Raw genomic sequence first — 24259 nt, 5'->3', positions numbered from 1 at the left:
ACAGGCACTTCTCAGCCAGCATAATCCGACCCTTTGGCAGTCAACACGCGCTTGACCGCTTCGAAATAGAGGTCGGCGTCGGCCCGAAATTCCGCCTTCGCCGCTTGCAGAATGCTTCGCGTTTTGTCCAGGACAGCCTGGGAGATCAATCTGCGCTTTCCTGCAGCCATTGCGATCATTTGGGTCGTCGCTGCGCGTTCCAGGAAGTACAGGCGGTGATAGGCCTCGCTGACGGATTCACCGGTTGAAACAACCCCATGGTTGGCAAGGAAGACGATCTGCTTGTCTCCGAGGACATCTGCCATCCGCTCGCCTTCGTCCTGCTTATCCGCAAAGCCTTGATAATCGTAATCGTAGGCGATCATGTCGTGCAGGATCATGGCGTTCTGGCTTGACGGTTCCAGTCGCATGTCTTCCAGCTGGGTCAGCGCTGTTGCATAGGGCATATGGGTGTGGAGGACGCAGGCGATGCCACGCCGATGAATGGGGGCATGGATGGAGACGGCCGAGAGGTTAGCAGTCCCCTCGCCCCTAACGACTTTCCCTTCAAGGGACACTTCAATCAAGTTCGAAGCCTTCACCTCTGACCAATGAAGCCCATATGCATTCAGATAAAAACGATCCGGGTGACCTGGAACCGAGAGTGTGAAGTGGTTGTCGATGCTCTCAACGAACCCATCGTTGACCGCCTCTCGGTGCGCTGCGGCCAGGTCAACGCGGGCGTTCATCTGCTGATCATTTTGGAAATTGGAAGTTCTTTCGATAGTTTGTGACATTGCTACTTGCCCTTGTTGTGATGGACCGGGAACCAATTCATTAATCTGGGCCGAGTTTGGAAATCATGGCTGCCATCCGTTGCGTGTCGCAGCACCCCCCTGCCCCGGCGATGCCAGCGCGCTTAGCGCATTTTCAAGACCTTCGCGCCGGGCCCGTTGTCCGGGATGGTCTCGGTCTCTTCAAGTTCGACATTTAGTCTTCGAAGTTCCGCAGTATGAGGATGGGAGACGTTGCCGGCTCGCAGGGCTTGAGTGGTGACGGTCTCAACAATCTCTCCGTTCTGCATAACGCCGATCGACTGGCATAGGTGGGCAACTACAGCGAGGTTATGGCCAACCATGATGTACGTAAGACCGCGTGCCTGACGTAAGTCGCTGATCAAGTTGAGCACCTCGGCTTGAACCGAGACATCAAGGGCCGAAGTAGGCTCGTCTAGCAGCAAGACTTGCGGCTCCGAAATCAGAGCACGCGCGATCGCCACCCGTTGACGTTGACCCCCAGAGAGCTGGTGTGGATAGCGGAAGCGGACCGCTGAGGGCAGCAGGACCTCATCCAGCGCCCGCCGGATGCGAGCCTCGACATTGTCAAGGCCATGCACGAGAAGTGGTTCGCTCAGAATCCGGTCAATGGTCTGTCGAGGATGGAGCGACCCATAGGGGTCCTGGAACACCATCTGGACCCGACGGAAAAAGTCCTTGCTGCGCTTGGGCATCTGGTTTTCGCCAGCGATGCGCAGGCGGCCGGTCCAGTTCGGATTGAGGCCTGCCACTGCGCGTAGCACCGTCGACTTACCCGAGCCGCTCTCGCCGACTAGCCCAAAGCTAGACCCCTCCTCCACCTTGAACGAGGCAGATTTGACAGCCTCGACTTGGCCGAAGCGCACCGCCAGTCCGTCGGCCTCGATCATCAGGCGCGCCATTTTATTTCCTTTTCGATCTCGTCCGTCGCTGGTTTCTCAGTGATCGATTGTCGTTGAGGCCTCACCTACTCAAGCGGTCACGGCCCTGTTGCCCTCATGAGCATATTCCACAACCGGTTCCGTCACGCCTGCAAACAGGAGGTCCAACTCGGCCGGTTCCAACATTCCTGCGCGTCCAATCATAACAACCGCGCTCTCGCGAATACCACCTGCGAACGGTTGCATGTCCAAGCTTGCACGCCTCCCAACCAGCTGCAGGATTGCACGTTCGTCAGGACATCCCGCGAAGTACACAATTCCCTTGGCCCGCATTATGCCCGCGGAGAGGGATTCGATCGCCGTCCGAAACGCTGCCTCCGACACCGGCCTGGGGGAGGACCAGGACCAAGAAGAAAACTGGCTTACATCGTGCCGATGCGACTTCTTCAAAGTCGCCATCACGGCCGGCTCGTCCTGCCGGCGATCATGCTCAAAGGCGGGCTCAAGAAGAATGGACCAGGGGATTTCGGCGTGGATGGTGCGGACAATTCTCATTGCCGGCAAGGCCCTCCAGAGCATTTGCTCTATGCCGTCCAGGACTGTCACACTGACCAGGTCGCATTTGTTCAAGAAGAGAATGTCGGAAGCCGCCGCCTGATCAATTGCGATTTCCGTTGATTCGTAGTCCAAGTCCAGAAACTCAGCTGCATCAACTAGGCAAAAGATTCTGTCGACAACAAAGCGATCCCTGACAGGAGACATCTGGAACGCTGCTGCGACAGACGACGGTAGCGAGATGCCGCTGGTTTCGACGATAATCCTGTCAAGGAAAGGCGAAACTTCAATGAGCTTCAGTGCTGAGGCGATCAGATCGTCCTGAATCGTACAGCAGACACAACCATTGGTGAGTGCTATCCGATCGGGTTGTGTATTTTCGATCAACTCTGCGTCGATGTTGATCGACGCAAAATCGTTGACCAAAACTCCAATCTTCTGATCGCTGCTGGTCAGCACACGATTCAGCAGTGTGGTTTTCCCGGCGCCAAGAAAGCCGGAGATGATAGTGACGGGGACCGGCAATACCTGAGCAGACATCTCTACAACTCGCTCCACACGGAGCGACCTCCAAGATAGGTCCCAAGGATTTTGGCGTTCAAAAGATCATCGGGGTCACGAGTGAGGATGTTGCCGTCGACGATCACGAAGTCCGCGTATTTTCCCGCCGCGAGACTGCCGACCTTATCTTCCATTCTCAATTGATAGGCGGCATCCAGCGTGATGGCACAGATCGCCTCGTCAATAGTCATTCTCTGGTCAGGTCCCAGGACGCGTCCAGAGCTGCTCTTTCGCGTGGTGGCCAGATAAAGGCAAAGGATAGCGTTCGGCCAAGTCATAGGGGAATCGCAGTGATGCGAAACTCGCATTCCCTTTCGAAGCGCTTCCCCTGACGGGGCAAAGCGGGCGGCCCGCTCGGGCCCGAGCAGGTTATCGTGCAGCGCGTCGCCCCAGTAGTATATATAGGGAAGGAAGTAGCTGCAGGACACGCCAAGTTTAACCGCACGCTCGATTTGATCGGAACGCATGATCCCGCAATGTTCCAGGCGGAAAGGCTTCGCGGCTTGTGGAAAAGTAGCCAGGACTTCTTCGAAGACATTGAGCACCGCGTCTATGGTCAGATCGCCATGGGCGTGCACAGCAATCTGCCAACCGTCGACAGCGTAGCTGGACATCATGCGCAAAAGCTCATCATGGGTATAATTCATATGCCCGACGTTATCTTCGGGAAGCCCCATATTCGTGCGGGTCATTTTGGTGTTCAGGTAGGGTCTGCTGACCCAGACGTTTCCCACCAGGACGGAACCGTCGGCCTGAATTTTCAGCCCTCTGATGTTCCACAGGTCGTCCCCATTGTCCGGACTAACGGACATCTTTAGGTCCGGAGCTTCGTGTTCGTATCCGAACACCCGGATCGGCTGATCCTGCCCGCGCAAGACTCGTTCGAAGTATGGGGTCTGGTGAGGAGCTACGAAGATTTCAGAACTGGTGGTATACCCGGCGCGAGCGAACATATTCAGCCACTCGGTCATAACCTTCTTATTTCGGATATCGTCACAGGTGTCGAAAAACTGAAGGCTGATAGCCCAGATGGCTAACTCCTCAAACTTCCACAATGCTCCCGTTTCGTCCCGTTGAACCTGCCCTCCCATTGGGGGAACGTAATTGTCATCTATGCCGAAGGCGGCACGAGCGGCTGTATTCAAATACCCTGCGTGAGTGTTCGATGTTTGGACCACAATCGGGTTTGTGGTCGAGATGGCATCAAGCTCTTGCACGGATGGCTCGCGCATACCCACGTGCAGCTGAGGATCGAGTCCGAGGAACCATAGGATTTCCCCCGGTTTCGCCTTGGCAGCCCTTCGCTTCATCTTGGCAATTGCCGCCTCGTAGGTGGGTGTATGAACGGCTCGAATGTCGATAACGGGATCTCCCCATGCAATTCCGCTCATGAGAGGGTGAGCATGGGCTTCAACGAACCCTGGAAGCAGGGTGTTACCCTTAAGGTCGATGATTTCAGTCGAACTGCCTTGTAACGGTGACAAAGAATCCCAGCTTCCAACGGCTAGGATGTGACCGTCCCGCACTGCAATGGCTTCCGCCCGCGGTTGGTGTGGGTCTACGGTTACGATCACTCCATTTCGGAAAATTTTATCTGCGAGCATGTAAGAGCCTTTTGCGAAAGTATGTGATTAGATGACGGGACCGGTCGCGCTTCCCCGCTCACCCTCAAACCATGAGGTTGGTCGCTTCTTTGCGGTCTGAACTATGCGCGCTGTCCTTCACTGTCCTTCAAGATCGGGCAGGCTAGCGCTTCGGCGTTGGCCGAACCCCGTGCCGGGCAGAGGCTTTTAGCCGTGTATTCAGCAACTAATCCAACAGTTTACCTCTCAGACAATGAGTCGGCCTGTCGAGACTTCAGACAAGCCATGCTTCATCCCTTTCCATCACTTTCAATCTTGCAGTTGGGTGGATCAGCGATGGCAGGCAGCCAAGCAGGCCCCGAGTGTACGGGTGCCTTGCACGGTTAAGGTCGGCGGCCCGCAATTCTTCAACAACACCGCCCGCATACATGACCAGCACCCGGTCGCAGAAGTGAGATACCAGCGGTAGGTCGTGGCTAATGAGAACCAAGCCCATCCCACGACGCGAGACGAGGTCCTCGATCAGCCGCAATATCTCTGCCTGTACTGTGGCGTCGAGCGCTGAGGTCGGCTCGTCGGCGATCAACAGCTCCGGATCGGGTGCCAGCATCATGGCGATCATCACCCGTTGGCCCATTCCACCGGAGAGCTCGTGCGGGTACGATTCGGCAACTCGTCGCGGATCACGGATCTGCACCTGCCCCAGAAGATCGACGGCTGCTTCCTGGGCGAGCCGGTGGCTGCCGCCACGATGCGCCCGCCAGGCCTCTGCGATCTGCGCGCCAGCCGTCATCACCGGGTTCAGCGAGAACTTAGGGTCCTGCATGATCAGCCCTGCCCTTTTGCCACGGAGGCGCCGCATAGTCCTCTCGCTGGCGTGGAGCACATCGATGCCGTCGAAGGTGAGGCGATCGGCGGAAAGCTTGGCTTGCTTGGGAAGAAGCTTGAGACACGAGCGCGCCGTCAATGACTTACCGGAACCGCTCTCGCCAACAATGCCGAGCTTTTCCTGGCCTATGGTCAAAGAGACCCCCCTCACCGCCTCAACCAGACCCTGCGGGGACGAAAACGACACTCGCAGATTTTGCATGTCGATCTGCATGACTATTCCTGCTTCGGGTCGAGCACGTCGCGCAATCCGTCACCCAGAAGATTGAAGCCGAGCGAAGCAACAAGGATGGCAACGCCGGGTATGGTCGGGACCCACCATTGGTCGAGAATGAAGCCGCGGGTCGTCGCGATCATGGTGCCCCATTCCGGCATCGGCGGCTGGGCTCCCATGCCGAGGAACCCCAATCCCGCCGCCGTCATGATAATGCCGCTCATGTCGAGCGCTACCCGCACAATCAGCGAGGACACGCACAGCGGAGCAATGTGGCTCAAAATAATACGGCTAGGAGAGGCTCCCATTAGCCTCACCACCGCGATGTAGTCGGCACGGCGAATGGCCAGTGTTTCCGAACGTGAGAGCAATGCAAACGGCGGCCACGCGGTCAGCGCTACTGCGATTACAGCACTGGTCACCCCAGGTCCCAATGCCGCAACAAATGCGAGGGCTAGAACCAATCGGGGGAACGCCAGGAAGATGTCGGTGATGCGCATCAAGATGCGGTCAGTGACGCCGCCGGCGTACCCCGCGATGGTCCCGACGGCTAAACCGAGAGGTGCCACCAAAAGCACAACCGCCACAACCATCCCTAGCGTCACCCTGCCGCCGTAAAGCACACGAGAATAGAGATCGCGCCCAAGTTCGTCGGTCCCCAGCCAATGCTGAGCGGACGGCGGCTGTAGTCTTTGGGTAAGATCCTGAGCGCCGGGAGCATGCGTGGCCAGCAGCGGGGCCGCCAGCGCTGCCACGACGAGTACAATGACCGTGACCAGGCCGGTCATCGCCAACTTATTCCGGCGGAGCTGCAGCCAACGCCTATACGCGCCGCCCCAGGCCGCTTGGCGGCGTGAGCTGGGTGCTTCACTCAGCAGGTAAGAGCGGATCGAGGTTGGTGCACCTAATGTTGCTGAAGAGTCGCTCATCCGACCTCCTCCGTGACCCGGGGATCGAGCAGCCGCTGGATGATGTCGGCCAGCAGGTTCAGCGCGACATAAATGGTTCCGATGACCAGAGTGGCGCCGAGCACCGCATTCATATCGGCATTCAGCAACGAGCGCGTGAGATAGAGGCCAATGCCGGGCCAGGAGTATACCGTCTCCGTCAGCACCGCCCCCTCAAGCAGTCCGGCAAAGGTCAGCGCAATTACCGGTACGAGCCGGGCCGTGATGTTGCCAAAGCCATGGCGCCACAGGATTCGTGAACCCGATAAACCTTTGGCGCGTGCGGCAATAATGTACTCCCCGCCGAGCGCATCAAGCATGAAGGTCCGGGTCATGCGCGTAATGATTGACATCGTATAGTAGGCCAAAAGCAGCGCCGGCGTTGCCAGATGCGCTAGAGCATCCCAAAACGCGTCCCATTGGCCGTCCAAGGCGGCGTCAACAACCACCATACCGGTCCGGTCCGGGACCATGCCCTGGAAGACCACATCCTGCTGGCCCGTGCCAGGTGCCAGGCCAAGTTTGACGTAGAACACCAGCAGGACAATCAGCGCCAGCACGAAGATCGGCACCGATTGACCGACCAGACTGATGACCCTCACCGCGCTGTCGAAATGTGAGCCCTGGCGAGCAGCCGCCAGGACGCCGAGCGGAACTCCGACAACAAGTGCGACCAGCATTGCGCAGGTTGCCAATTCTAACGTTGCCGGAAAGAAATGCAGAATATCGGCAGTTACGGGCTGGCCGGTCATCACTGAACGGCCAAGATCACCCCGAAACAGGTGCTGCAGGTAGATCCAGAACTGCTCGACAAGTGACTTGTCGAGCCCTAGTTCCAGCCGTACCCGCGCCACTACGTCGGGGGGTGCCTTGTCGCCAACGATCGCTATTACCGGGTCGATCGGCATCGTACGACCGATCAGGAACGTTACGACCACCAACCCGAACAGCGTGACCACAACATCACTCAGATTAGAGAGCGACTTCCGCAGCCGGCCCGCTATTCGATAAACCTTTACCGGCGCCCCCGAGACTGTAGGAGAACTGGATTGGTTCATGTCTTGGCCAGCTCCGTATAGCGAGTGAAATTCGCTGCCAGACCAAGTGAAAGCCCGGTTACGTTACTCTGTACAACCGCAACTCCGACCTGTTGGAGCAGAAATGCGAACGGCGATCGCTCGTTCCATTTCTTCTGCACTTCTGTGTACATGTTTAGGCGCTTGCCTTCATCGAGTTCCTGGGCAGCCGACGCGACTGCCGCTGTCAGTTCCGCATCCGCAAAATGGCTACGCCATGCGGCTGTCTTCTGGGTTGTGTTGTCGGAGTCGTCAGGATCAGAGCAGAACGGCACCGAATTGCCGTTCGGGTCGACATAATCGCCCGCCCAATAGCCGATCCCCATTTGGTGCTGCCTAGCACGCATCTTGCCAAACACTTGGCTTGCCTCGCCGGCGAGCAATTCACCCTTGACGCCGATCGCAGCGAGATCCGCCTGGATTGCTTGTGCGACGTCCGCGTAAGGCCAGCTGTTAGGATGGTCAATTGTGACTGAGAACCCGTCGGGGTATCCGCCTTTTGCGAGCAGCGCCTTCGCTTGAGCGATGTCCTTCTTAAAAGGCAGATCGGTTATGGCGCCTGGGGTGCCTTTGGGTAGGAACGACTGCCACGCATTCCAGAGTTTTGGCGTGATATTCTGGGCGATCGCATCGTAGTCGACGGCCCATTTGATGGCCTGTCGGACCTCCCGCTTCTGAAATTGCGGCAATGCCATATTCATCACCATGTATATCAGGGTCAGGCTGTCGGCCTGGTCTATGCTGAGCCCCACCTCTCCACTGATGGATTTGAGCTGATCCGAGCCCAGGTTCCGTGCAATATCGATGTCCCCCTTCTTGAGCAGCAAAAGTTGCGACGCCGGGTCGGCAACGTGGCGAATTACCAAGCGCGGGGTTTTAGGTGCAACTGCCGCATGCGGGTTAGCCTCCAGCACGACGCGGTCGCTAGCCAGCCACTCTACCAGTCGGTAAGAGCCGGAGCCGGCCGAATGCGTCTTCAGCCAGGCGTTGCCGAGATCACCGTCGACTTCATGGGCCAACGTTTCGGCCTTGTCCACGATGCTACCCGGCAGCCCAGCCAAGCAGGAGAGGACGATGCCGCTTGCCTGCAATACCGGCAGCGTCAACACCACAGTGTATTTATCGGTTGCCCGGATCAGCTTGTCGATGTTGCCTGTGTTCCACCCGAACTGCGTCAGGAGGTAGCCGACGGCTTTATTCAGCTTTACCACGCGATGCAGGCTGAAGATGACATCTTCAGACGTAAGCGGGTTGCCACTTGAGAACAGCACATCCTTGCGGATATGGAATGTCATGGTGAGACCATCTTTCGATATCTCCCACGCCTCGGCCAAATCTCCGACCAGCTTCGTCGAATCGGCGGGATCGACCGTCACCAATGACCGATAAATATTGCCGCAAATCTCGAAGTTTGACAGTTCATACGCTTCGGCTGGGTCAAAGCCGCCGATGATGTCGTCAATGGCCATTGCCATCACAACAATGTTTTTCGGAGTGGCGGCCCTTGCGGACGAGAGCAACATTGGGCCTGCGGCAATCGAGGCGGCGCCCATAATTAGGACTGATCGGCGAGTTAGCATCTGCACGTTCCCCTTGTTTAACGCTGTCGTTGAGCCACCGCGTGGCCACGCCGCCTTTTTGCCTGGCGAGCTTGCAAAAACGATATGCCCGATGTTGTTGCTGTACAAATATCAGTTTCGCATAGATTTATGCTCCCACGCATTAATCGGTGGTAAGGCGTGAATTCCGGGTCTGAGGGACCGTTTGAGGCGGGGTCGAGTTTATAGTTTATATTGCCCCGGTAGTGCACCAATGGAGTTACCGGGGCGGACTCGGCCTAGGCGACGTGGGCGCGATGCCTGATTCACCGCATTATGCGGCCTGGACATGAACATCAGCCGCCATGCCAGAGGTTTCGGAGCCAGTTGAAGACGTCCCCAGCGGATGTCAATCCGTCGCTGCTATGTCGTCGAAACACTCGCGCAATACTCCTGAACGAAGCTGACAAAGTGAGAGGCTGCGCGCGTGAGTGTCTTCGGATACCACACGGCTGTGGTCTCGACTTGCCTATCAACATCAACCAGAGGCCTTACGATCAGGTTTTGGTACTGGATAGGGACACGACAGTCGGGATAAATCGAGACTCCCAGCCCGGACGCAACTAACCCAAAAATTCCAATACTTCCATATACCTCTTGGGTAATTCTTGGAACAAATTGTATATCAGCAAACAACGCGTCCATGAATCTTCTATACGTATTCCACCCCGGCCTACTGCCGAATATAAATGGCTCGTCCGCCAAATCCCTAATGTTAAGCGTTTTTCTCTTGCTCAGGGGATGATTTTTTTTAATTAGCACCGTCAGAGGATATTTCGCTGTAGTTAACGTCTTTATAGAGTTGTTCAATTGATCGACGGGCCCCATTATGAAGGCGATGTCTAGTTTTCCAGTTGCAAGATCGTCGAGTTGCTGTGAGCGTTCTCCCTCGTGTAGCCGTATAGTGATATCAGGGAAACGTTGGCGAAACAGTGGAACGATAACCGGCAACTCGGCCATGAATGAGAAATCATTGCAGCCGAGGTCTATTTCGCCAGCAAAGCCGGTTGCAATCGATCGCGTACGTTTGATTGACCGTTCGAACTGAGCAACTATTTGGCGACATTCGTCCAGCAAAAGCGCCCCTTCGGATGTCAAAGCGACGTTTCGCGTACTCCTATTCAGCAGCGTTACCTTTAGATCCTGCTCCATCCATCGAACTGTCCTGCTGACCGCTGATTGAGCAAGATGCAGCTTTTGGGCGGCTCTACTAAAGTGAAGTTCCTCTGCGACTGCTATGAAAATTCGCGCGTGGCGGAGATCCCAACTCACTCTTTTGCTCCATCGACGTTCCCTCCAGACCCTATCAGTAGCGTCTCAATACCCCGCGTTAAACCCGTCACGGCGAAACGTGCGTGAGGAGCCAAGCTACAAGTGCTCACATGGCGGTCACCGCCAGGCGCACTACATTTTCGTCCGCTCGGCCGCCGGATCATACATCGGACGAAGCGACGCATCGGCTGGATAGCGCTTTCCGGCGATTTCGATTTCATAGTGGGAACCCAAAACATCGGCCTCAGATTCCCCCGCACAGGGCACATATCCCATGCCTATAGCCCCGCCGAGATAATGACCGTAGTTGCCCGACGTGATGATCGAGACGATCTTTCCGTCGCGGACCAGCGTTTCATTGTGGAAGATCAGGGGTTCGGGATCCCGCAGGCGGAACTGCAGCAAGCGGCGCTTTAGCCCCTCCTCACGCTTTCGCAGAACGGCCTCCCGACCGATGAATGCGCCTTTGGTGACCTTAACCGCGAAACCGAGTCCCGCCTCGAGGACGTGGTCTTCGTCGGTGATATCATGGCCAAAATGCCGGAACCCTTTCTCAATCCGGCAGCTGTCGAGTGCGTGCAAGCCGCACAGCTTGAGGCCGCATTCCCGCCCAGCCTCCTCTAGCGCTTCGAACACGTGGGCCGCTTGGTCGCTCGAGACGTAAAGTTCCCAGCCGAGTTCCCCGACATAGGTGACCCGGTGCGCCCGAGCGAGGCCCATTCCAATCTCGATCTCCCGGGCTGTGCCAAAAGGAAAGCTTTCATTGGAGAAATCATTGGGGCTGATGCGGGTGATGACCTCGCGCGCCTTAGGCCCCATAAGGACAAGCACGGACTCTGCTGCGGTCGCATCGGTAATAACGACGAACTCTGCCTCTTGCAGGTGTTTGCGCATCCAGGAGAGATCGCGTTGCAGGGTGGCACCAGGAACGACGGCGAGGAAGGCCGTTTCCGATAGTCGGGTGACTGTTAGGTCGCTTTCAATGCCGCCGCGTTCATTCAGCATTTGCGTATAGACGATCCGGCCAGGCGCAACGTCCATCTGATTGGCGCATAGGCGCTGCAGGAAGGTCAGCGCGTCACGGCCCTCGATGCGGATCTTGCCGAAGGAAGTCATGTCGAAGAGACCAGCGCCGTTGCGGACGGCGAGGTGTTCTTCCCTCTGGTTCTCAAACCAGTTCTGCCGCCTCCAGCTGTAACGATATTCTCTTTCCTGGCCTTCGTTGGCGAACCAGTTGGCACGTTCCCAGCCCGCGACTTCGCCAAAGACGGCCCCGCGGGCATTCAGATGTTCATGCAAAGGCGAGCGGCGCACTCCCCTGGCGGTTGCCATCTGTCTATAAGGGAAGTGGTCGGCATAAAGCAGGCCAAGCGTCTCGGACACACGGTCCTTGAGGTAAAGCCGGTTTTTCTGGAACGGTTGTGCTCTCCGGATGTCGACATCCCAAAGGTCAAAGGGCGGCTCGCCGTCATTCATCCATTGCGCAAGCGCCATGCCAGCGCCACCCGACGACACTATCCCAATAGAATTGTAGCCGGCAGCAACCCAATAGCCCTTTAGTTCAGGTGCTTCGCCGAGGTAGTAGCGATCGTCGGGTGTGAAGCTCTCTGGCCCGTTAAAGAAGGTGTGTATGCCCGCCGTCTCAAGCATTGGCATGCGGTTCACAGCCTTTTCGAGGATTGGCTCGAAATGCTCGAAATCCTCCGGTAACTGGTCGAAACAGAAATCCTCACTGATGCCGCCCATACCCCACGGCTTCGCTTTGGGTTCGAAGGCGCCGAGCAACATCTTGCCTGCGTCTTCTTTGTAATAGGCGCACTCGTCGGGAACTCGCAGGACCGGAAGACGCGCGAGACCGTCGATCGCTTCAGTGACGATGTAGAAATGCTCACATGCGTGCAGCGGCAGGGTGACGCCAGAACGTGCTGCCAGGTCACGGCCCCACATGCCGCCGCAATTGACAACATGTTCAGCCGCGATGGTTCCCTGCTCATTGTCTTGCGCCCAGGATACACCGGTCACTCGGCCATTACGGTCATGGACCGCTCTAACCTTAACGTTTTCGAAGATTTTGGCACCGCATTGACGAGCGCCTTTCGCTAGCGCCATTGCGATATTGGTCGGGTCACACTGGCCATCAAGCGGGAGATGCACCGCACCGAGTACGTCAGAAATGTTGAGATGCGGGTAAAGGTTCTTGACCTCGTTCGGCGAGATTTCCTGGACATCAATATCGAACGCCCTCGCTAGGCTCGCCTGCCTATAAATCTCTTCTTTTCGCTCGTCGGTCAGCGCGACTGTAATCGAGCCGTTCTGCCGCATTCCGGTCGCGATGCCGGTTTCAGCCTCCAATTTCACATACAGGTCAGCCGAGTACTTCGCGAGGCGCGTCATATTCTGGGACGCGCGCAGTTGGCCGATCAGTCCAGCAGCATGCCAAGTCGTTCCGGAGGTCAGCTGTTTCCGTTCGAGGAGCACAATATCTTTCCATCCCAGTTTGGCGAGATGGTAGGCTACGGAGCATCCCGATATGCCTCCACCGATTACGACAACACGGGCGCTGGTGGGTATGATGGCCATAGGGCTGTTTCCATCGTGTAGACCCCGGCATTCGCGGGCGTCTTTGGGTTTCTGACTGGGATGTCCGTGATGCTAGAGTGAGCCCAGTGACTGGGCTCTGTCCTTACCTGTCCGGCGGACCTGACGGGCTCCGAGCGCCGCACCGAACCGGTGGGTTAGAACTTGGCTCCGTCCACGTGTATTCAAGAATACCGAATTGTACAAGTGTGAAATTTCCAACATGAATTTTCATGGCCAAGCGCTTAGAAAAGGGATCCAACCTGCGGCGCGTAAGGACCTGCAGAGTCACTTATTGTCTCGACCACAAACGGAGGGTAACCATTCACGGCCAGCGAAGGAGTGATTATGGCGGTACGCACGTCCGAGAAGATTGAGGGATCGACCACCGATAAGCAGACGCACGAGGATGCCGTTGGCAGGCAGATCCGCGAACTGCGGAAGGTCAGGGGACTGACGCTAAAGGAGGTTGCCGAGTCGGCAGGAATTTCTGTTGGCTACCTAAGCCAAATTGAGCGAAGCCAATCGAAATTGCCAATAGGGGTTCTGAAAAATATCAGCACAACTCTTGGAGTTCAGATCAATTGGTTCTTCCACGGCAGCGACATTCCCACCGACGAGAAGGCCATCGTCGTCCGGGCGAACAACCGCCGCAAGCTGACGTTCACAGCACTAGGAATCGAAGAGGAATTGCTCTCCCCAAATCTGAGCGGTCCGCTTGAAATGTTAATGAGCACGATCGCGGCCGGTGCCGACAGTGGCGACTACAGCCACGAGGGCGTAGAAGCCGGGTTGGTGATCAGCGGGACACTCGACCTCTGGGTCTCTGGGCAGTTCTTCCGTTTGAACGCGGGAGACAGCTTCTCTTTCAAGAGCACCGAAGTTCACCGCTGCGCGAATTCCGGTGCGGAGTTGGCGAAGGTAGTATGGGTGATCACTCCGCCCCATTACTAAACAAGCTGACCTTAATGCCGCATTCGAATTGGACAAGGTCACACCCAGTGCCGGGGCCGCGCCACGCCCGGATAATTTGATCGAAGGCGCTGCGGTGAGATGCCGTGGATGGCCTTAAAGCATTTCGCAAAGTGCGAAGACGAAACAAAGCCGCTGGCTATTGCGATATCGATCATCGGCAACTGCGTACCCTCGATCAGTCGCTTCGAATGCTCAACCCTGAGGTTGAGATAGTACCTGGCAGGCGTAGTCCTGATGTGTGCCTTGAAGAGCCGCTCAAGCTGACGACGAGAGAGTTCCATCCGGTTAGATAAGCTCGCCAGCGACAACGGGAACTCGATATTCTCCTCCATGATCTTTATCGCCGCTACGAGCTTCGCACTCACGTTGGCAAAAGCTAGCCCCGAGGAACCGGTCTGCCTATTCGAGCCGGAACGTCGTCCTTCTACGGTTGCATGCCTGCAAACATCCTGGGCGGTAATTTCGCCAGCATGGGTACAAATAAAATCCACCGCTAGGTCGAAGGCTGCCAGCTCGCCCGCGCAAGTTGTATATTGTCCTTCCTTGACGAAGAGACAGTCTTGGATGCGAGCGGTACGGAACAACTCCGAGAACGCAGCAAGTTTGGACCAATGAATGGTGCATCGAATGTCCGCCAGCAAACCGGCCCGAGCCAGCATCCATGTCGCAGTGCCGATTGCGGAGATACCAACACCGAGCCTAGCCATTTTCCGCAGAAAGCTGTTGAGGATATCTGGGGAATGTTTCTCTATCATCTCGCCAGCCACGATAATAAGCTGATCGAGGACGCCGCCTTTCGTACCGCGGGCATCTAATGCGGCGACTGTAGTATCGACAGGAACAGCAAGACCGTTTGCACCCATGACAGTGCAGCCGTCCAGTCCAACTAGCTGCCATCGAAACCTCGCGTCCCCGGAAAGCGAATTCGCGATGCATAACGGTTCGATATAAGAGTGAAGTGCAAGATGCGAAAACCCCGGTAACACTAGGATGGCAAGATTCACTCCATGCTGCTCGTCCTGTTCGTGCGGAGCCAGACTGTTTGTCGCATCAGGTTTGAAGGGGCCGTTCATTGGGGTGCAGTCGTCATTAGCGAGATTCGAAACATTAGAATTGCTGCGGCGCTGGTAGATACGGCACGGATTCGTGATTATACGCGGACGCAGAACGCCACTCCGGCGGGTGCTTATTTTATTCCCGGAGCGTTGTCGGGGGCGTCGTCAAGACTAGTTGAGCGGGACCCTGCGGTGTCGGTCGGGGGAAAGTGGGTCATGGAAATGGTCGATCGGACCATGATCCGCGAAGTGGCGATTCCAGTGACGGAGCGCCGTCTGATCGATCGTGACTCCCAGACCCGGCCCCTCGGGAACAGGGATCACATTGTTCTTTTGACGGAATGGTCCGCCTTCGATGACATCCCCCACCTGCCAACGGAACAGAGACTGGCTCGGCTCGCTGATCCACTGGGTTGCCGCCGAGACGTGCAGGTATGCCGCGGTACAGACCCCGGCGTCGCCTGAGTAGCACCAGAAGCCGACCCCCATTGCCTCGCAGGCGCCGATAAAGCGGATTGCCCGGCCGATGCCGCCAAGCACCGCAAAATTGGTGACAATAAAATCGGGCGCGCCGAGTGCTACGGCACGCCGAATATCCGGAACATGCGTTGAGAACGGAGTGGCTGAGTGCTGTCGAAGTGCTGCCATTTCCTCAAACGTGGCCACCGGATCCTCGTAATTCCGGATATTGAACGGCTCGAGCTCCCGGAGTACATGGCGCGCGGTTGTCAATGACCATTGCATATTCGAGTCAAGGCGCAACATCGCCTTCCAGCCGAGTTTCTCGCGAAGCGCCCTGACCGTTTCGATCTCGCGGTCAGGATCGCCAAGGATGAGCTTGCCTTCAAAGAACGTGCTGCCATGCTCTTCTCTCATCCGCACGCAATAGTCGGCAACGGCGTCCGCGGTTTGCTCACGGCCCGGTCGGAAACCGAAATACTCGGTGAAGGGAATCTCGCTGCGGACTTTGCCGCCCAGAAGTTGGTAGAGCGGCTGATTCCATGCCTTGCCGCGGATATCCCAAAGGGCAATCTCAATCGCACCGAATGCCTTCACCACCCGGGAATCACCCGTATTCTGAACAATCTGCCATGGTGGAACGCAAACCCGTTCGCACGCCGCGATGTCGAGCGGGTCAAGACCTGCTAAGGCCTCGCCCATGGCGGTAATTACGTCGACCATATCGGTGCTCGGTGCCTCCCCCAGTCCGACAACGCCCTCGTCCGTAAAGAGCTGGACAATGGTCTTGGAGGTGCCGGGATACAGTCCGCCGGTCCACCACATTGGTGCTTCCAGCGGGATATTTACCGGGGTCGCCGTAATCGATCGAATCTGCATGGTCTGTTGCTCTGGAAGTGAGGAAGATCAATGCGATGACCTGCGAGGCATTGTCGCGGGACGCGATGTGCTGGTTAGCCCCGCATTTTTGCGCCGTCTGGGTCATACAGGGCTCGGGCAGTGACCTCAGCATCGTCACGGCGGATCGACACTGCCGTCTTTCATCGACACGTCGAGACCGATATGTTCTTCCATGGCTGTTCTCCGTTGATGCTGGACCCGGCGTCCAGTCGTGAGCCCGTATTTCATCTTATCGGGGAACAGCCACCCTCCAAGGCTATGATCGGTTCCAGGGCGCGGCGCTCCCATAACGTGTTCCTCCGTACCGCTGGTCCGTTTCCGGGACTTCTTCCGCGCTTCTGATCCTGCTATAAGTTTGGCTGGTAGAAACGTGCAGGTAAACGGCAATTATTCTGATGTCTGCATAAATGGAACTTATGCAATGCCCCGTCTGCGTATCCCAAGCCCGGCCGGCCTCATCACCTTTGAGGCGGCAGGGAGGCATCTCAGTTTCACAAACGCGGCCGAGGAGCTTCGCGTTAGCCAAGCCGCGGTCAGTTCAGCCATAAAAAGCCTTGAGGGAGACCTCGGTGTTGACCTTTTCGTGCGGCAGCACAAACGGATCATTTTGACGGAAGCCGGCCAGCGCTTCTACAGCGATGTCGCAATGGGTCTCGGCCATATAGCCCGATCGGCCGAAGCTGTTCGACGTAGCACTGAGGACAAGCATGTCGTCTTGTCTTCATCGACGGCGTTTGCCAGCCACTGGCTTATCCCACGGCTGCCAAGTTTTCGGGCGCAGCATCCGGAAATCGAAATCCGCATCCAAACGGCGGACCGCGACACCGATCTAGGCCCTGACCCCCATCTGATCGGGGTACGACGGGGTCTTGGCGATTGGCCCAACTACCGCGCGTTTCGGTTCGGCGGTGAGAACCTCATCCCGGTCTGCAGCCCCAGCTATCTTACGCAGTCCCGCGCGCCGCGGGATTTGCCGGATCTCGCCGGGCGGACTCTCATCCACCTTGACGAGCCCCACCGGCCGCGCCCGGCCTGGAAGGACTGGTTCGCCCACTTTGGGGTTGAATTCACCGACGTCGGTGAAGGCCTGCGACTAAATGATTACAGTCTGGTCGTGCAAGCGGCGATCGGCGGGCAAGGCATCGCGTTGGGCTGGGCGCACCTTATTAACCATCCGCTGAGCGAAGGATTGCTCGTCCCTGCCCTCGCTGCGAACTGGGCGACCGGGTATGCATTCTTCATCGTCAGCAACCGTTCGGTCGACCTGGCTCCGGAAGCAAAACTTGTGAAGGACTGGATCATCGACGGCGCCCCGGATGAACAGCGTTGATGTGCGCGACAGTTGTCCCGTTCGACCGCTTTCCGCACTTAGCGCATAGTTGCGGTCGTGATCAATGTCCCGCCTGTCGACGCGGGATTGGCGTTGACGACGATCCGGTACCTGCACCTCGCCGCGACCCTCGCCGTCGGCGATGCGCTGTGCGACGCGGAAATCGTCCGAACGCGATTGACACCCCTTGCAAACCTTGCGGCCCGCTTCGATCGAACGCCTGAAGGAGCACTGCTGCTGGGATTGGAGGCCGCCCACAGCCGCCGGCGCATCGAAGGCTTCTCTTCCAAGTTGGCCCGTCCTGCCTCACATACACCTGGCGTCAAAGCACGAACTCATCATCATCGCCGGCTCGTCGGCGGTGCTGTCCATGGTCGCTTCGCGCTCCAATTGCATTTGATTTATTTCGCTATCAGTTCGGGAACGGGTATGGCGGTAGCCGGCTCTGCGGCCCGATCGCCGGCAGCTCCAAGAAATCCCCTCTCAGAACTTGACTGAGCGCGGCACGCATACGAGACCAGTCTCATGCAACTACGGCAAAAGACACCAAACGTCCAGAACAAGGAGAACTGTTACTGATTACTGTCTCACCGAAGGGGTGCACTCCACTATGTATCCGGTTCAAAGTGTTACCCATCTATCAACTGGACATATGCGGCTATGCTTCGACCGAAAATAGCGGGCTCTGACTCCTTCGCCAGACATTCGCCTAACAGCGCTGTCCCTTGTTGACGCCGACGCGCATTCACCCTCTCCTCCGTTGATTGAGCTGGTACAGCTCCGGGCCGATGGTGGGTGGAGCATGGCGTCGGAGCCATTTGCCTGAGCGGCGGAGACCTTCGAGGCCGCAACCTTTTCCGCACGAGCGAGATATCCTCCCAACCCGCAAGCTGTTCCATTCGGCGCTGTCCGATATCCGACAAGGTCGGACTACGCAGCGTAGCTGAGCCACATCTATCGCTTTGCCTGAAAGCGATTTCTCATTTGGCATGGTAAATGCTTGCTTATCCGCAAACCCCGTCATGAGGAGAAATCGTCCCATGATCGCCTCCCGAAATATACCACCGCCGCGGGTCTCCCGGACGCATCCAAAGACGCTCGACCAAGTCCTGGCAACAAGAAGACGGTTGCTCATCCGGGCTCGGCGCTGCCCGCCGATCCACCTTCTCCTACAACGAGGGCAACCGAGAAGCAGCGCCTTCAAAATGAGGAACAAAATCACTTTGCCTCGAACCTTGCCACTCGTCCCGCGACCACAACCGGAGCCATCGAACCGCGTCCACGCCCAGATGCTGGCCGGCATCATCGCGACGAGCGCGCCCCCAAAGGCAATCGCTCAGCGCAAATGGCTGCGCGCGATCTACTGCACGCATCCTTATTCGAGGCCGAACGACGGCGCCAAGGAGAGCCTCGCCGCTAACACGCAGACCGATCTAAGCGCCGCTTGATCCAGCACAAAGGAATTTCAGACATGCACCAAGACACCGTCCGGGCGAGAGCTTTCGCCATGCCCCTGACCAGCCCGGCCTACCCGGCTGGCCCATATCGCTTCCGAAACCGGGAGTATTTGACCATCACATATCGCACCGATCCGCAGAAACTGCGCGACCTGGTGCCGGAGCCGCTTCAGGTGTGCGAGCCTCTCGTCAAATTCGAGTTCATTCGCATGCCGGACTCGACTGGCTTCGGCGACTACACGGAAGGCGGACAGGTCATCCCTGTCTCCTTCCGTGGCCCCAGGGGGAGCTACACCCACTGCATGTTTCTCGATGACCATCCGCCGATAGCCGGCGGACGCGAGTTGTGGGGCTTTCCCAAGAAGCTCGCCAGCCCAACGCTCCGAACGGAAACGGATACCGTTGTTGGCACGCTGGACTACGGCCCCGTCCGCGTCGCGACGGGTACCATGGGCTAAAAGCACCGAGCCAACGACCTTGCGAGCGTGAAGGCCTCGCTCGCCGAACCGAACTTCCTCCTAAAAATCGTCCCGCATGTCGACGGCACGCCGCGCATGTGTGAGCTCGTGGAATATCACCTGGAGGACATCGATCTGAGGGGCGCCTGGACCGGCCCGCCAGCCCTGAACCTCTGGTCGCATGCGCTTGCCCCCGTCGCCGAACTGCCGGTGCTGGAAGTGGTCTCGGCCGTACACCTCGTCGCAGATCTCACGCTCGCGCTCGGGAAGGTCGTCCACGACTACCTCGCGCAAGCCGAGCCTCGCTATCCGAAAGGAAGAACCCATGAACTTTCAGAATGATATCATCGAACCAGCGCGACGACGGAGCCGGTGGCCGGCTTCTCGACAAGGTGGCGGTGATCACCGGAGCCGCGAGTGGCGTCGGCAAGGAGATGGCTCTCATGGGAGCTGCCAACCCGTGAATACGCCCTTTTAGGCACGCAATAACGATAAGGGAAAAATCTGCGCGAAACGGTCGCATCGGTATTGACTTTAATTGACACACCCCGCGAACACTTGCATAAGCCGCATAGCGGTAGTCGCTGAGGGGCATGCCGCACCCAATTTTTCCCTAGGGGCGAGGTCTGATCTATGGCGGCACTGGCAAAATTCAGACCAGTTGATTCCGGCCAACACGACAAGGACGAACTCCGCGAGATTGTCCGTGAGCGCTCTTTTCGATTCGGACGCTACACGCTCTCGTCGGGCATAGAGAGCGACATCTATTTCAATATGAAGCCTACCATGATGGTGGCGCGCGGCGCGCAACTTGCCGCTCTTGAGTTCCTAAAGATCGTTGAGCAAACGAAAGCGGAGTACGTCGGCGGCCTTGAAATGGGCGCGGTCCCCGTAATCGGATCAATGGCGGCTGTCAGCTCGGTCATGAACAAACCGATAAACACGATCTTCGTTCGCAAGGCTCCAAAGGCCCACGGCACAAGGGACGTCATTGAAGGCCTTGGCCCCAAAGAAGATCTCAAGGGAAGAGTCGTCCTGATCGTAGACGACGTTGCTACAAGCGGCAAGTCGATATTGAAGGCGATTGAAGAGGTTCGCCACGTCGGGGGCATTGTGCGTGACGCTGCTTGCCTCGTAGACCGCGACGAGGGAGCTACCGCACTGCTAGCCCAACATGGCGTCGCGCTGCATTCCGTGCTGCATGCGAGCGAATTTGTGGAACGCCACTGACAATATCATACAACGTCTTTCCGGCGACCTAACCTTAGAGGACATTCCGTCGATTTGCAGCGAGTGCAAGCGCCTCGCGACTGAGAGCGATTGCCCTTGCCCATCCTCACTGTTGTTGGTGCAACACATGCTCGCTGCCGTTCACCAGCGGCTTGACGCCGTTGGCTACCTCTCTGAGCAAGGCGCCATAAGACTGAAGGCTTTTACCGATTATCTGGCGGCGGTCGTTCGCATAGCTTCAGAGATCGGCGACGCGGCACCCTGGATTGATCTAGCCAGCCGGTTTAACGCTCTTTTCGGTCCCGATGAGGTTGCCCATTAGGGCTTATCGCGCTTTGCTGACGAGCAGCCGCGGCGGCAATGCGTCATGGTTCGCTGGCGGCATGCCGGCGCCATGGTGCGAGCGTAAACGCGCCGAGCAGCTGGAGCTCGGGCGCGACGCCGCCGACTGGTGGGATGCGGCGTTGACTCGTGCCGCGTTCCAAGCACGGATGAGCTGCGTCGCCCATTCCGCGGTATCCTGCGCGCGCCTCCCTCGGTGGCGTGTCATGCAAGCGGGCCGAGCGAATTGCATCGAGATAGCCACAATTAAGACATTCCGAATGAACCCGGACACCTTCGCGTTGGGCGGAAGTTAACAGTCCCCGGTTTGCCGGGTAGGCCCCCGAACGAACTTGGAGCGCATCGCTGGCACGGCAGGGCGGCGCAATCGCAATCTGCCGAGCGTCAGCCATTGCGAAAGGTGTAGCCATAACCGTTGATGGCCGGCCCGCCGCCGAGATGCGCGTAGAGCACCCTCGATCCCTCTGGAAAGAAGCCTTTCTGGACGAGGTCGATCATCCCTTGGATCGATTTGCCCTCGTAGACGGGATCGGTAATCATACCCTCGAGCCGCGCGCACATGCGGATGACCTCCATCGTTTCCTCGGACGGGATGCCATAACACGGGTATGCATAGTCCTCGAGCAACACCACATCATCTTCGACCGGTTCCATTCCGAGATCGACGAGCGCCGATGTATGTTGGGCAATCTTTAGTACCTGCGCCTTGGTTTGGGCGGGGATGGCGGAGGCATCCATTCCGAGCACGTTGCGCTGTCGACCGTCCTTGGCGAACCCGACGAGCATGCCGGCATGTGTCGAGCCCGTGACCGTGCAAACGACGATGTAGTCGAAGCCAAACCCAAGCTGTTTCTCCTGGGCGCGCACCTCCTCCGCGAACCCCACGTATCCAAGCCCGCCATATTTGTGAACTGAGGCCCCGGCCGGTATCGGGTAGGGCCTGCCGCCCCCTTGACTGGACCTCATCGAGCGCCTGTTCCCAACTGCGGCGGATGCCGATATCGAAGCCCTTGTCGACGAGGCGTACTTCTGCTCCCATAATCCGGCTCAAGAGAATGTTGCCGACCCGGTCGTAGACGGCATCCTCATAGGGTCCCCAGCTCTCCTCAACCAGGAGACATTTCATGCCGATCTTGGCGGCGACCGCGGCGACCATCCGCGTATGGTTGGACTGCACGCCGCCGACGGTGACGAGCGTATCAGCATTTGACGCTATCGCGTCGGGGATGATGTATTCGAGCTTGCGGAGCTTGTTTCCGCCGAACGCGAGACCGGAGTTGCAGTCCTCGCGTTTGGCGTAGATTTCCACCTTGCCCCCCAGATGCTTGGAGAGGCGGTCGAGCTTCTCGATGGGCGTAGGTCCAAATGTGAGCGGATAGCGTTCGAACTCTTGCAGCATTTTCTCTCGGGCAACACGCGATGGAGCTGAATGAGCCATTCACGATTCATCTAGAGGCGTCTTTGATTTGACGTCATCTGCATTTCCGGCGCCAGAAGAGTCCCATTACGATTTCCACAGCTCGTTCGTCTTTGAGAGTTGCAACCGCACGCCGGCGTACCGCGAGAGGTTACGAATGCGTATTTCATGAAAAACTGCATCTCCTGGATAATTAGAAATGACGGTGTTGCGGTCACCATCAACTTCTCAAGCACGGTATTCCTTTTAATATCTACTCAATGTTTATGGGTTGGTCCAAAGTTTACGCCAGCTTGAGCACTGATCTTGTCATGTTGCCTCAAGGCAGCAGCAGCGATGTGGCCAGCATTTGACCGCGCTGGAGCAACTCTGCGGATTCATTCTTTACCTCATCAAGGTCTGGCGGCTCGGATCCAACTTCCTTGCAACTGTCGAAATGCTCGGCCCTTTGGCCAGCTCGGCTAACGTGGCCAGACCGCCAGATCAGAAAGAGCACGCTTGCGAAATACGCCAGCTGAAGGAGCAGCGAACAAGCCAGCGTCGTGACGATTGCTGTGCCGATGGAATGAGAAGCGAAATAGGCGGTCAGAGCTGTGCTGCAAAGGACCATTCCCAGGACGCGGCAGAAGATTCTGAAGGGCAATGCCGTTCTCCTGGATGTCCACCAGATCATGCAGCGACATTGTCGGCCGCAACATGGGTCTGGCAGTTCTTCGGGCAGACGCGGGCGCAGGCTCCGCAGCCAATGCAGCGGCCGGGATGGTCGACGACCATGATCATGCGATTGAGCTCGCCATCGAAATCCTCGTCTTCGCCGTCGCAGGCGCCGAGGATTTCACCCGCGTCATCGACGCCGTAAAGATGCATGACCTCGCGCGAGCAGACTTTGAAACAGCGGCCGCAGCCGATGCACGTCGTGCCGTCTATAGCGGTGAGATATTCCGGCATCCATCCGGAGCCGTCGCGGGTGGTGAATGTGCTCCTCATCGTAACTTCTTCATTGCAGCGAGCTCTCTCTTGGCACCATCCAACTCGGCAAAAACGGCGGACGTTTCCTTGGCGACGTCCTCTATCTCCGTCCATTTTCCCGGGAGATCCTCTGCAAGGTCGCGCAATTTCATCTTGGCGACTGCTGCGCGCAGCTGAAGCTTTCGGACTTTCTTCCCCATTTCATCTAGCTTTGACATAGACCCTTCCTCGAAATCGGTTTCATCACGCCGGCGCCACACCCGGACCGGCTTCAGTGGCTGCGGTCGCATCGTCGATCAGTTTCGCACCGGCCTCAGCCAGTTTCCGGAGCATCTCGAAGCCGAACCGATGAACGTCTTGCCAGAACGACCAACTGCCCGGCCATGGAAGGCATGCGGCCCCAAGTCCTCGTGAATTTCATCTCCATCATCGGCGATGTCATCAGGCCGGAGCGTTCCTCCATCCAAAGCCCGACGGCCGTGTAGAACATATCGAGCCTCCACAGCACGTCCGGATCGGGATCGCCGATGATGGGGATCGCACGGCGCTGTTTTCTGGTGATGATGAAGTCGCCCAGCAGTTCGGGTCCGATTTGCCTTCCGGTGACCCGGAGGCATCCTGAGCACGGATCAGCCGCACAAGGCATCTGACAAAAGGCATGGCCGCCTCGTCCTCGTTGACAGCCGCCTGACCGCGGCATCAGACATTTCGCCTTCTCCTC

General features: G+C 57.6%; 22 protein-coding genes and 4 pseudogenes. 9 read left to right on the top strand and 17 right to left on the bottom strand.

Annotated elements, in window-relative coordinates:
- Nucleotides 1–11: 11 nt before the first annotated feature.
- From NKI54_RS20310 to NKI54_RS20265, 10 genes are all read right to left on the bottom strand, one after another.
- Nucleotides 12–776: a class II aldolase/adducin family protein gene (locus tag NKI54_RS20310; protein WP_352692287.1), complete on the bottom strand. Its 765-nt coding sequence runs from the start codon at nucleotides 774–776 to the stop codon at nucleotides 12–14.
- A 122-nt stretch (nucleotides 777–898) separates the two neighbouring features.
- Nucleotides 899–1684, bottom strand: a complete 786-nt coding sequence (locus NKI54_RS20305; RefSeq protein ID WP_352692302.1) for an ABC transporter ATP-binding protein — start codon at nucleotides 1682–1684, stop codon at nucleotides 899–901.
- An 81-nt stretch (nucleotides 1685–1765) separates the two neighbouring features.
- Nucleotides 1766–2770 carry a CobW family GTP-binding protein gene (locus NKI54_RS20300; RefSeq protein ID WP_352692286.1) on the bottom strand — a complete coding sequence of 335 codons (1005 nt, stop codon included), beginning with the start codon at nucleotides 2768–2770 and terminating at the stop codon, nucleotides 1766–1768.
- 2 nt (nucleotides 2771–2772) lie between these two features.
- Nucleotides 2773–4395 (bottom strand): amidohydrolase, encoded by a 1623-nt coding sequence (locus NKI54_RS20295; protein WP_352692285.1) that lies wholly within the window; start codon nucleotides 4393–4395, stop codon nucleotides 2773–2775.
- A 253-nt stretch (nucleotides 4396–4648) separates the two neighbouring features.
- Nucleotides 4649–5476 carry an ABC transporter ATP-binding protein gene (locus NKI54_RS20290; protein WP_352692284.1) on the bottom strand — a complete coding sequence of 276 codons (828 nt, stop codon included), beginning with the start codon at nucleotides 5474–5476 and terminating at the stop codon, nucleotides 4649–4651.
- Between the two features lie 2 nt (nucleotides 5477–5478).
- The gene (locus NKI54_RS20285; RefSeq protein ID WP_352692283.1) at nucleotides 5479–6405 is read right to left on the bottom strand and encodes an ABC transporter permease; all 927 of its coding nucleotides are present in this window, start codon (nucleotides 6403–6405) and stop codon (nucleotides 5479–5481) included.
- A complete protein-coding gene (locus NKI54_RS20280; protein ID WP_502898233.1) occupies nucleotides 6402–7427 on the bottom strand; it encodes an ABC transporter permease in 1026 nt (341 codons plus the stop codon). The genes NKI54_RS20285 and NKI54_RS20280 overlap by 4 nt, the downstream gene beginning before the upstream one ends.
- A 50-nt stretch (nucleotides 7428–7477) precedes the next feature.
- Nucleotides 7478–9187, bottom strand: coding sequence for an ABC transporter substrate-binding protein (locus NKI54_RS20275; RefSeq protein ID WP_352692282.1), 1710 nt, complete (start codon nucleotides 9185–9187; stop codon nucleotides 7478–7480).
- A 273-nt stretch (nucleotides 9188–9460) separates the two neighbouring features.
- Nucleotides 9461–10369, bottom strand: a complete 909-nt coding sequence (locus NKI54_RS20270; protein WP_352692280.1) for a LysR family transcriptional regulator — start codon at nucleotides 10367–10369, stop codon at nucleotides 9461–9463.
- Nucleotides 10370–10501: 132 nt separating this feature from the next.
- Complete coding sequence (locus NKI54_RS20265) at nucleotides 10502–12949, bottom strand: GcvT family protein (RefSeq protein WP_352692279.1); 2448 nt, start codon at nucleotides 12947–12949, stop codon at nucleotides 10502–10504.
- 345 nt (nucleotides 12950–13294) lie between these two features.
- Here NKI54_RS20265 and NKI54_RS20260 point away from each other — a divergent pair, with 345 nt between their 5' ends.
- A complete protein-coding gene (locus NKI54_RS20260) occupies nucleotides 13295–13900 on the top strand; it encodes a helix-turn-helix domain-containing protein (protein ID WP_352692278.1) in 606 nt (201 codons plus the stop codon).
- Nucleotides 13901–13938: 38 nt separating this feature from the next.
- On the opposite strand, the gene NKI54_RS20255 is transcribed toward NKI54_RS20260, so the two are convergent.
- A complete protein-coding gene (locus NKI54_RS20255) occupies nucleotides 13939–14994 on the bottom strand; it encodes a GlxA family transcriptional regulator (RefSeq protein WP_352692277.1) in 1056 nt (351 codons plus the stop codon).
- Nucleotides 14995–15147: 153 nt separating this feature from the next.
- Nucleotides 15148–16314: a mandelate racemase/muconate lactonizing enzyme family protein gene (locus NKI54_RS20250; protein ID WP_352692276.1), complete on the bottom strand. Its 1167-nt coding sequence runs from the start codon at nucleotides 16312–16314 to the stop codon at nucleotides 15148–15150.
- 442 nt (nucleotides 16315–16756) lie between these two features.
- On the opposite strand from NKI54_RS20250, the gene NKI54_RS20245 reads away from it, so the two are divergent.
- The 8 genes and pseudogenes from NKI54_RS20245 to NKI54_RS20210 all read left to right on the top strand — a co-directional run.
- Nucleotides 16757–17665 carry a LysR substrate-binding domain-containing protein gene (locus NKI54_RS20245; protein WP_352692275.1) on the top strand — a complete coding sequence of 303 codons (909 nt, stop codon included), beginning with the start codon at nucleotides 16757–16759 and terminating at the stop codon, nucleotides 17663–17665.
- Nucleotides 17666–17722: 57 nt separating this feature from the next.
- Nucleotides 17723–18163: a hypothetical protein gene (locus NKI54_RS36515; protein ID WP_502898232.1), complete on the top strand. Its 441-nt coding sequence runs from the start codon at nucleotides 17723–17725 to the stop codon at nucleotides 18161–18163.
- 707 nt (nucleotides 18164–18870) lie between these two features.
- Nucleotides 18871–19113, top strand: coding sequence for a hypothetical protein (locus NKI54_RS20235; RefSeq protein ID WP_352692274.1), 243 nt, complete (start codon nucleotides 18871–18873; stop codon nucleotides 19111–19113).
- A 23-nt stretch (nucleotides 19114–19136) separates the two neighbouring features.
- A pseudogene (locus NKI54_RS20230) lies at nucleotides 19137–19922 on the top strand (acetoacetate decarboxylase).
- A complete protein-coding gene (locus tag NKI54_RS20225; protein ID WP_352692273.1) occupies nucleotides 19919–20044 on the top strand; it encodes a hypothetical protein in 126 nt (41 codons plus the stop codon). Before NKI54_RS20230 ends, NKI54_RS20225 begins: the two are co-directional and overlap by 4 nt.
- Nucleotides 20045–20213: 169 nt before the next feature.
- On the top strand, nucleotides 20214–20810 hold the full coding sequence (gene pyrE / locus NKI54_RS20220) for an orotate phosphoribosyltransferase (protein ID WP_352692272.1): 597 nt from the start codon (nucleotides 20214–20216) through the stop codon (nucleotides 20808–20810).
- A 127-nt stretch (nucleotides 20811–20937) separates the two neighbouring features.
- The gene (locus NKI54_RS20215; protein WP_352692271.1) at nucleotides 20938–21132 is read left to right on the top strand and encodes a hypothetical protein; all 195 of its coding nucleotides are present in this window, start codon (nucleotides 20938–20940) and stop codon (nucleotides 21130–21132) included.
- A 34-nt stretch (nucleotides 21133–21166) separates the two neighbouring features.
- Nucleotides 21167–21281: pseudogene (locus NKI54_RS20210) on the top strand (glycine oxidase); the annotation flags it as partial.
- 255 nt (nucleotides 21282–21536) lie between these two features.
- Here the strand turns inward: NKI54_RS20210 and NKI54_RS20205 are convergent.
- The 5 genes and pseudogenes from NKI54_RS20205 to NKI54_RS20185 all read right to left on the bottom strand — a co-directional run bounded on the left by NKI54_RS20205 (nucleotide 21537) and on the right by NKI54_RS20185 (nucleotide 24198).
- A pseudogene (locus NKI54_RS20205) lies at nucleotides 21537–22551 on the bottom strand (1-aminocyclopropane-1-carboxylate deaminase).
- 337 nt (nucleotides 22552–22888) lie between these two features.
- A complete protein-coding gene (locus tag NKI54_RS20200; RefSeq protein ID WP_352692270.1) occupies nucleotides 22889–23212 on the bottom strand; it encodes an exopolysaccharide production repressor protein in 324 nt (107 codons plus the stop codon).
- A 26-nt stretch (nucleotides 23213–23238) separates the two neighbouring features.
- A complete protein-coding gene (gene fdxB, locus NKI54_RS20195) occupies nucleotides 23239–23556 on the bottom strand; it encodes a ferredoxin III, nif-specific (RefSeq protein WP_352692269.1) in 318 nt (105 codons plus the stop codon).
- On the bottom strand, nucleotides 23553–23756 hold the full coding sequence (locus NKI54_RS20190; protein ID WP_352571114.1) for a CCE_0567 family metalloprotein: 204 nt from the start codon (nucleotides 23754–23756) through the stop codon (nucleotides 23553–23555). Before NKI54_RS20190 ends, fdxB begins: the two co-directional genes overlap by 4 nt.
- Before the next feature lie 25 nt (nucleotides 23757–23781).
- Nucleotides 23782–24198: pseudogene (locus NKI54_RS20185) on the bottom strand (NifX-associated nitrogen fixation protein).
- Nucleotides 24199–24259: the final 61 nt, after the last annotated feature.

The organism is Mesorhizobium sp. M0663 (genome assembly GCF_040320585.1).
In the GTDB taxonomy this organism is placed as follows: Bacteria; Pseudomonadota; Alphaproteobacteria; order Rhizobiales; family Rhizobiaceae; genus Mesorhizobium.
This window is presented reverse-complemented; position numbering and strand designations above follow the sequence as displayed.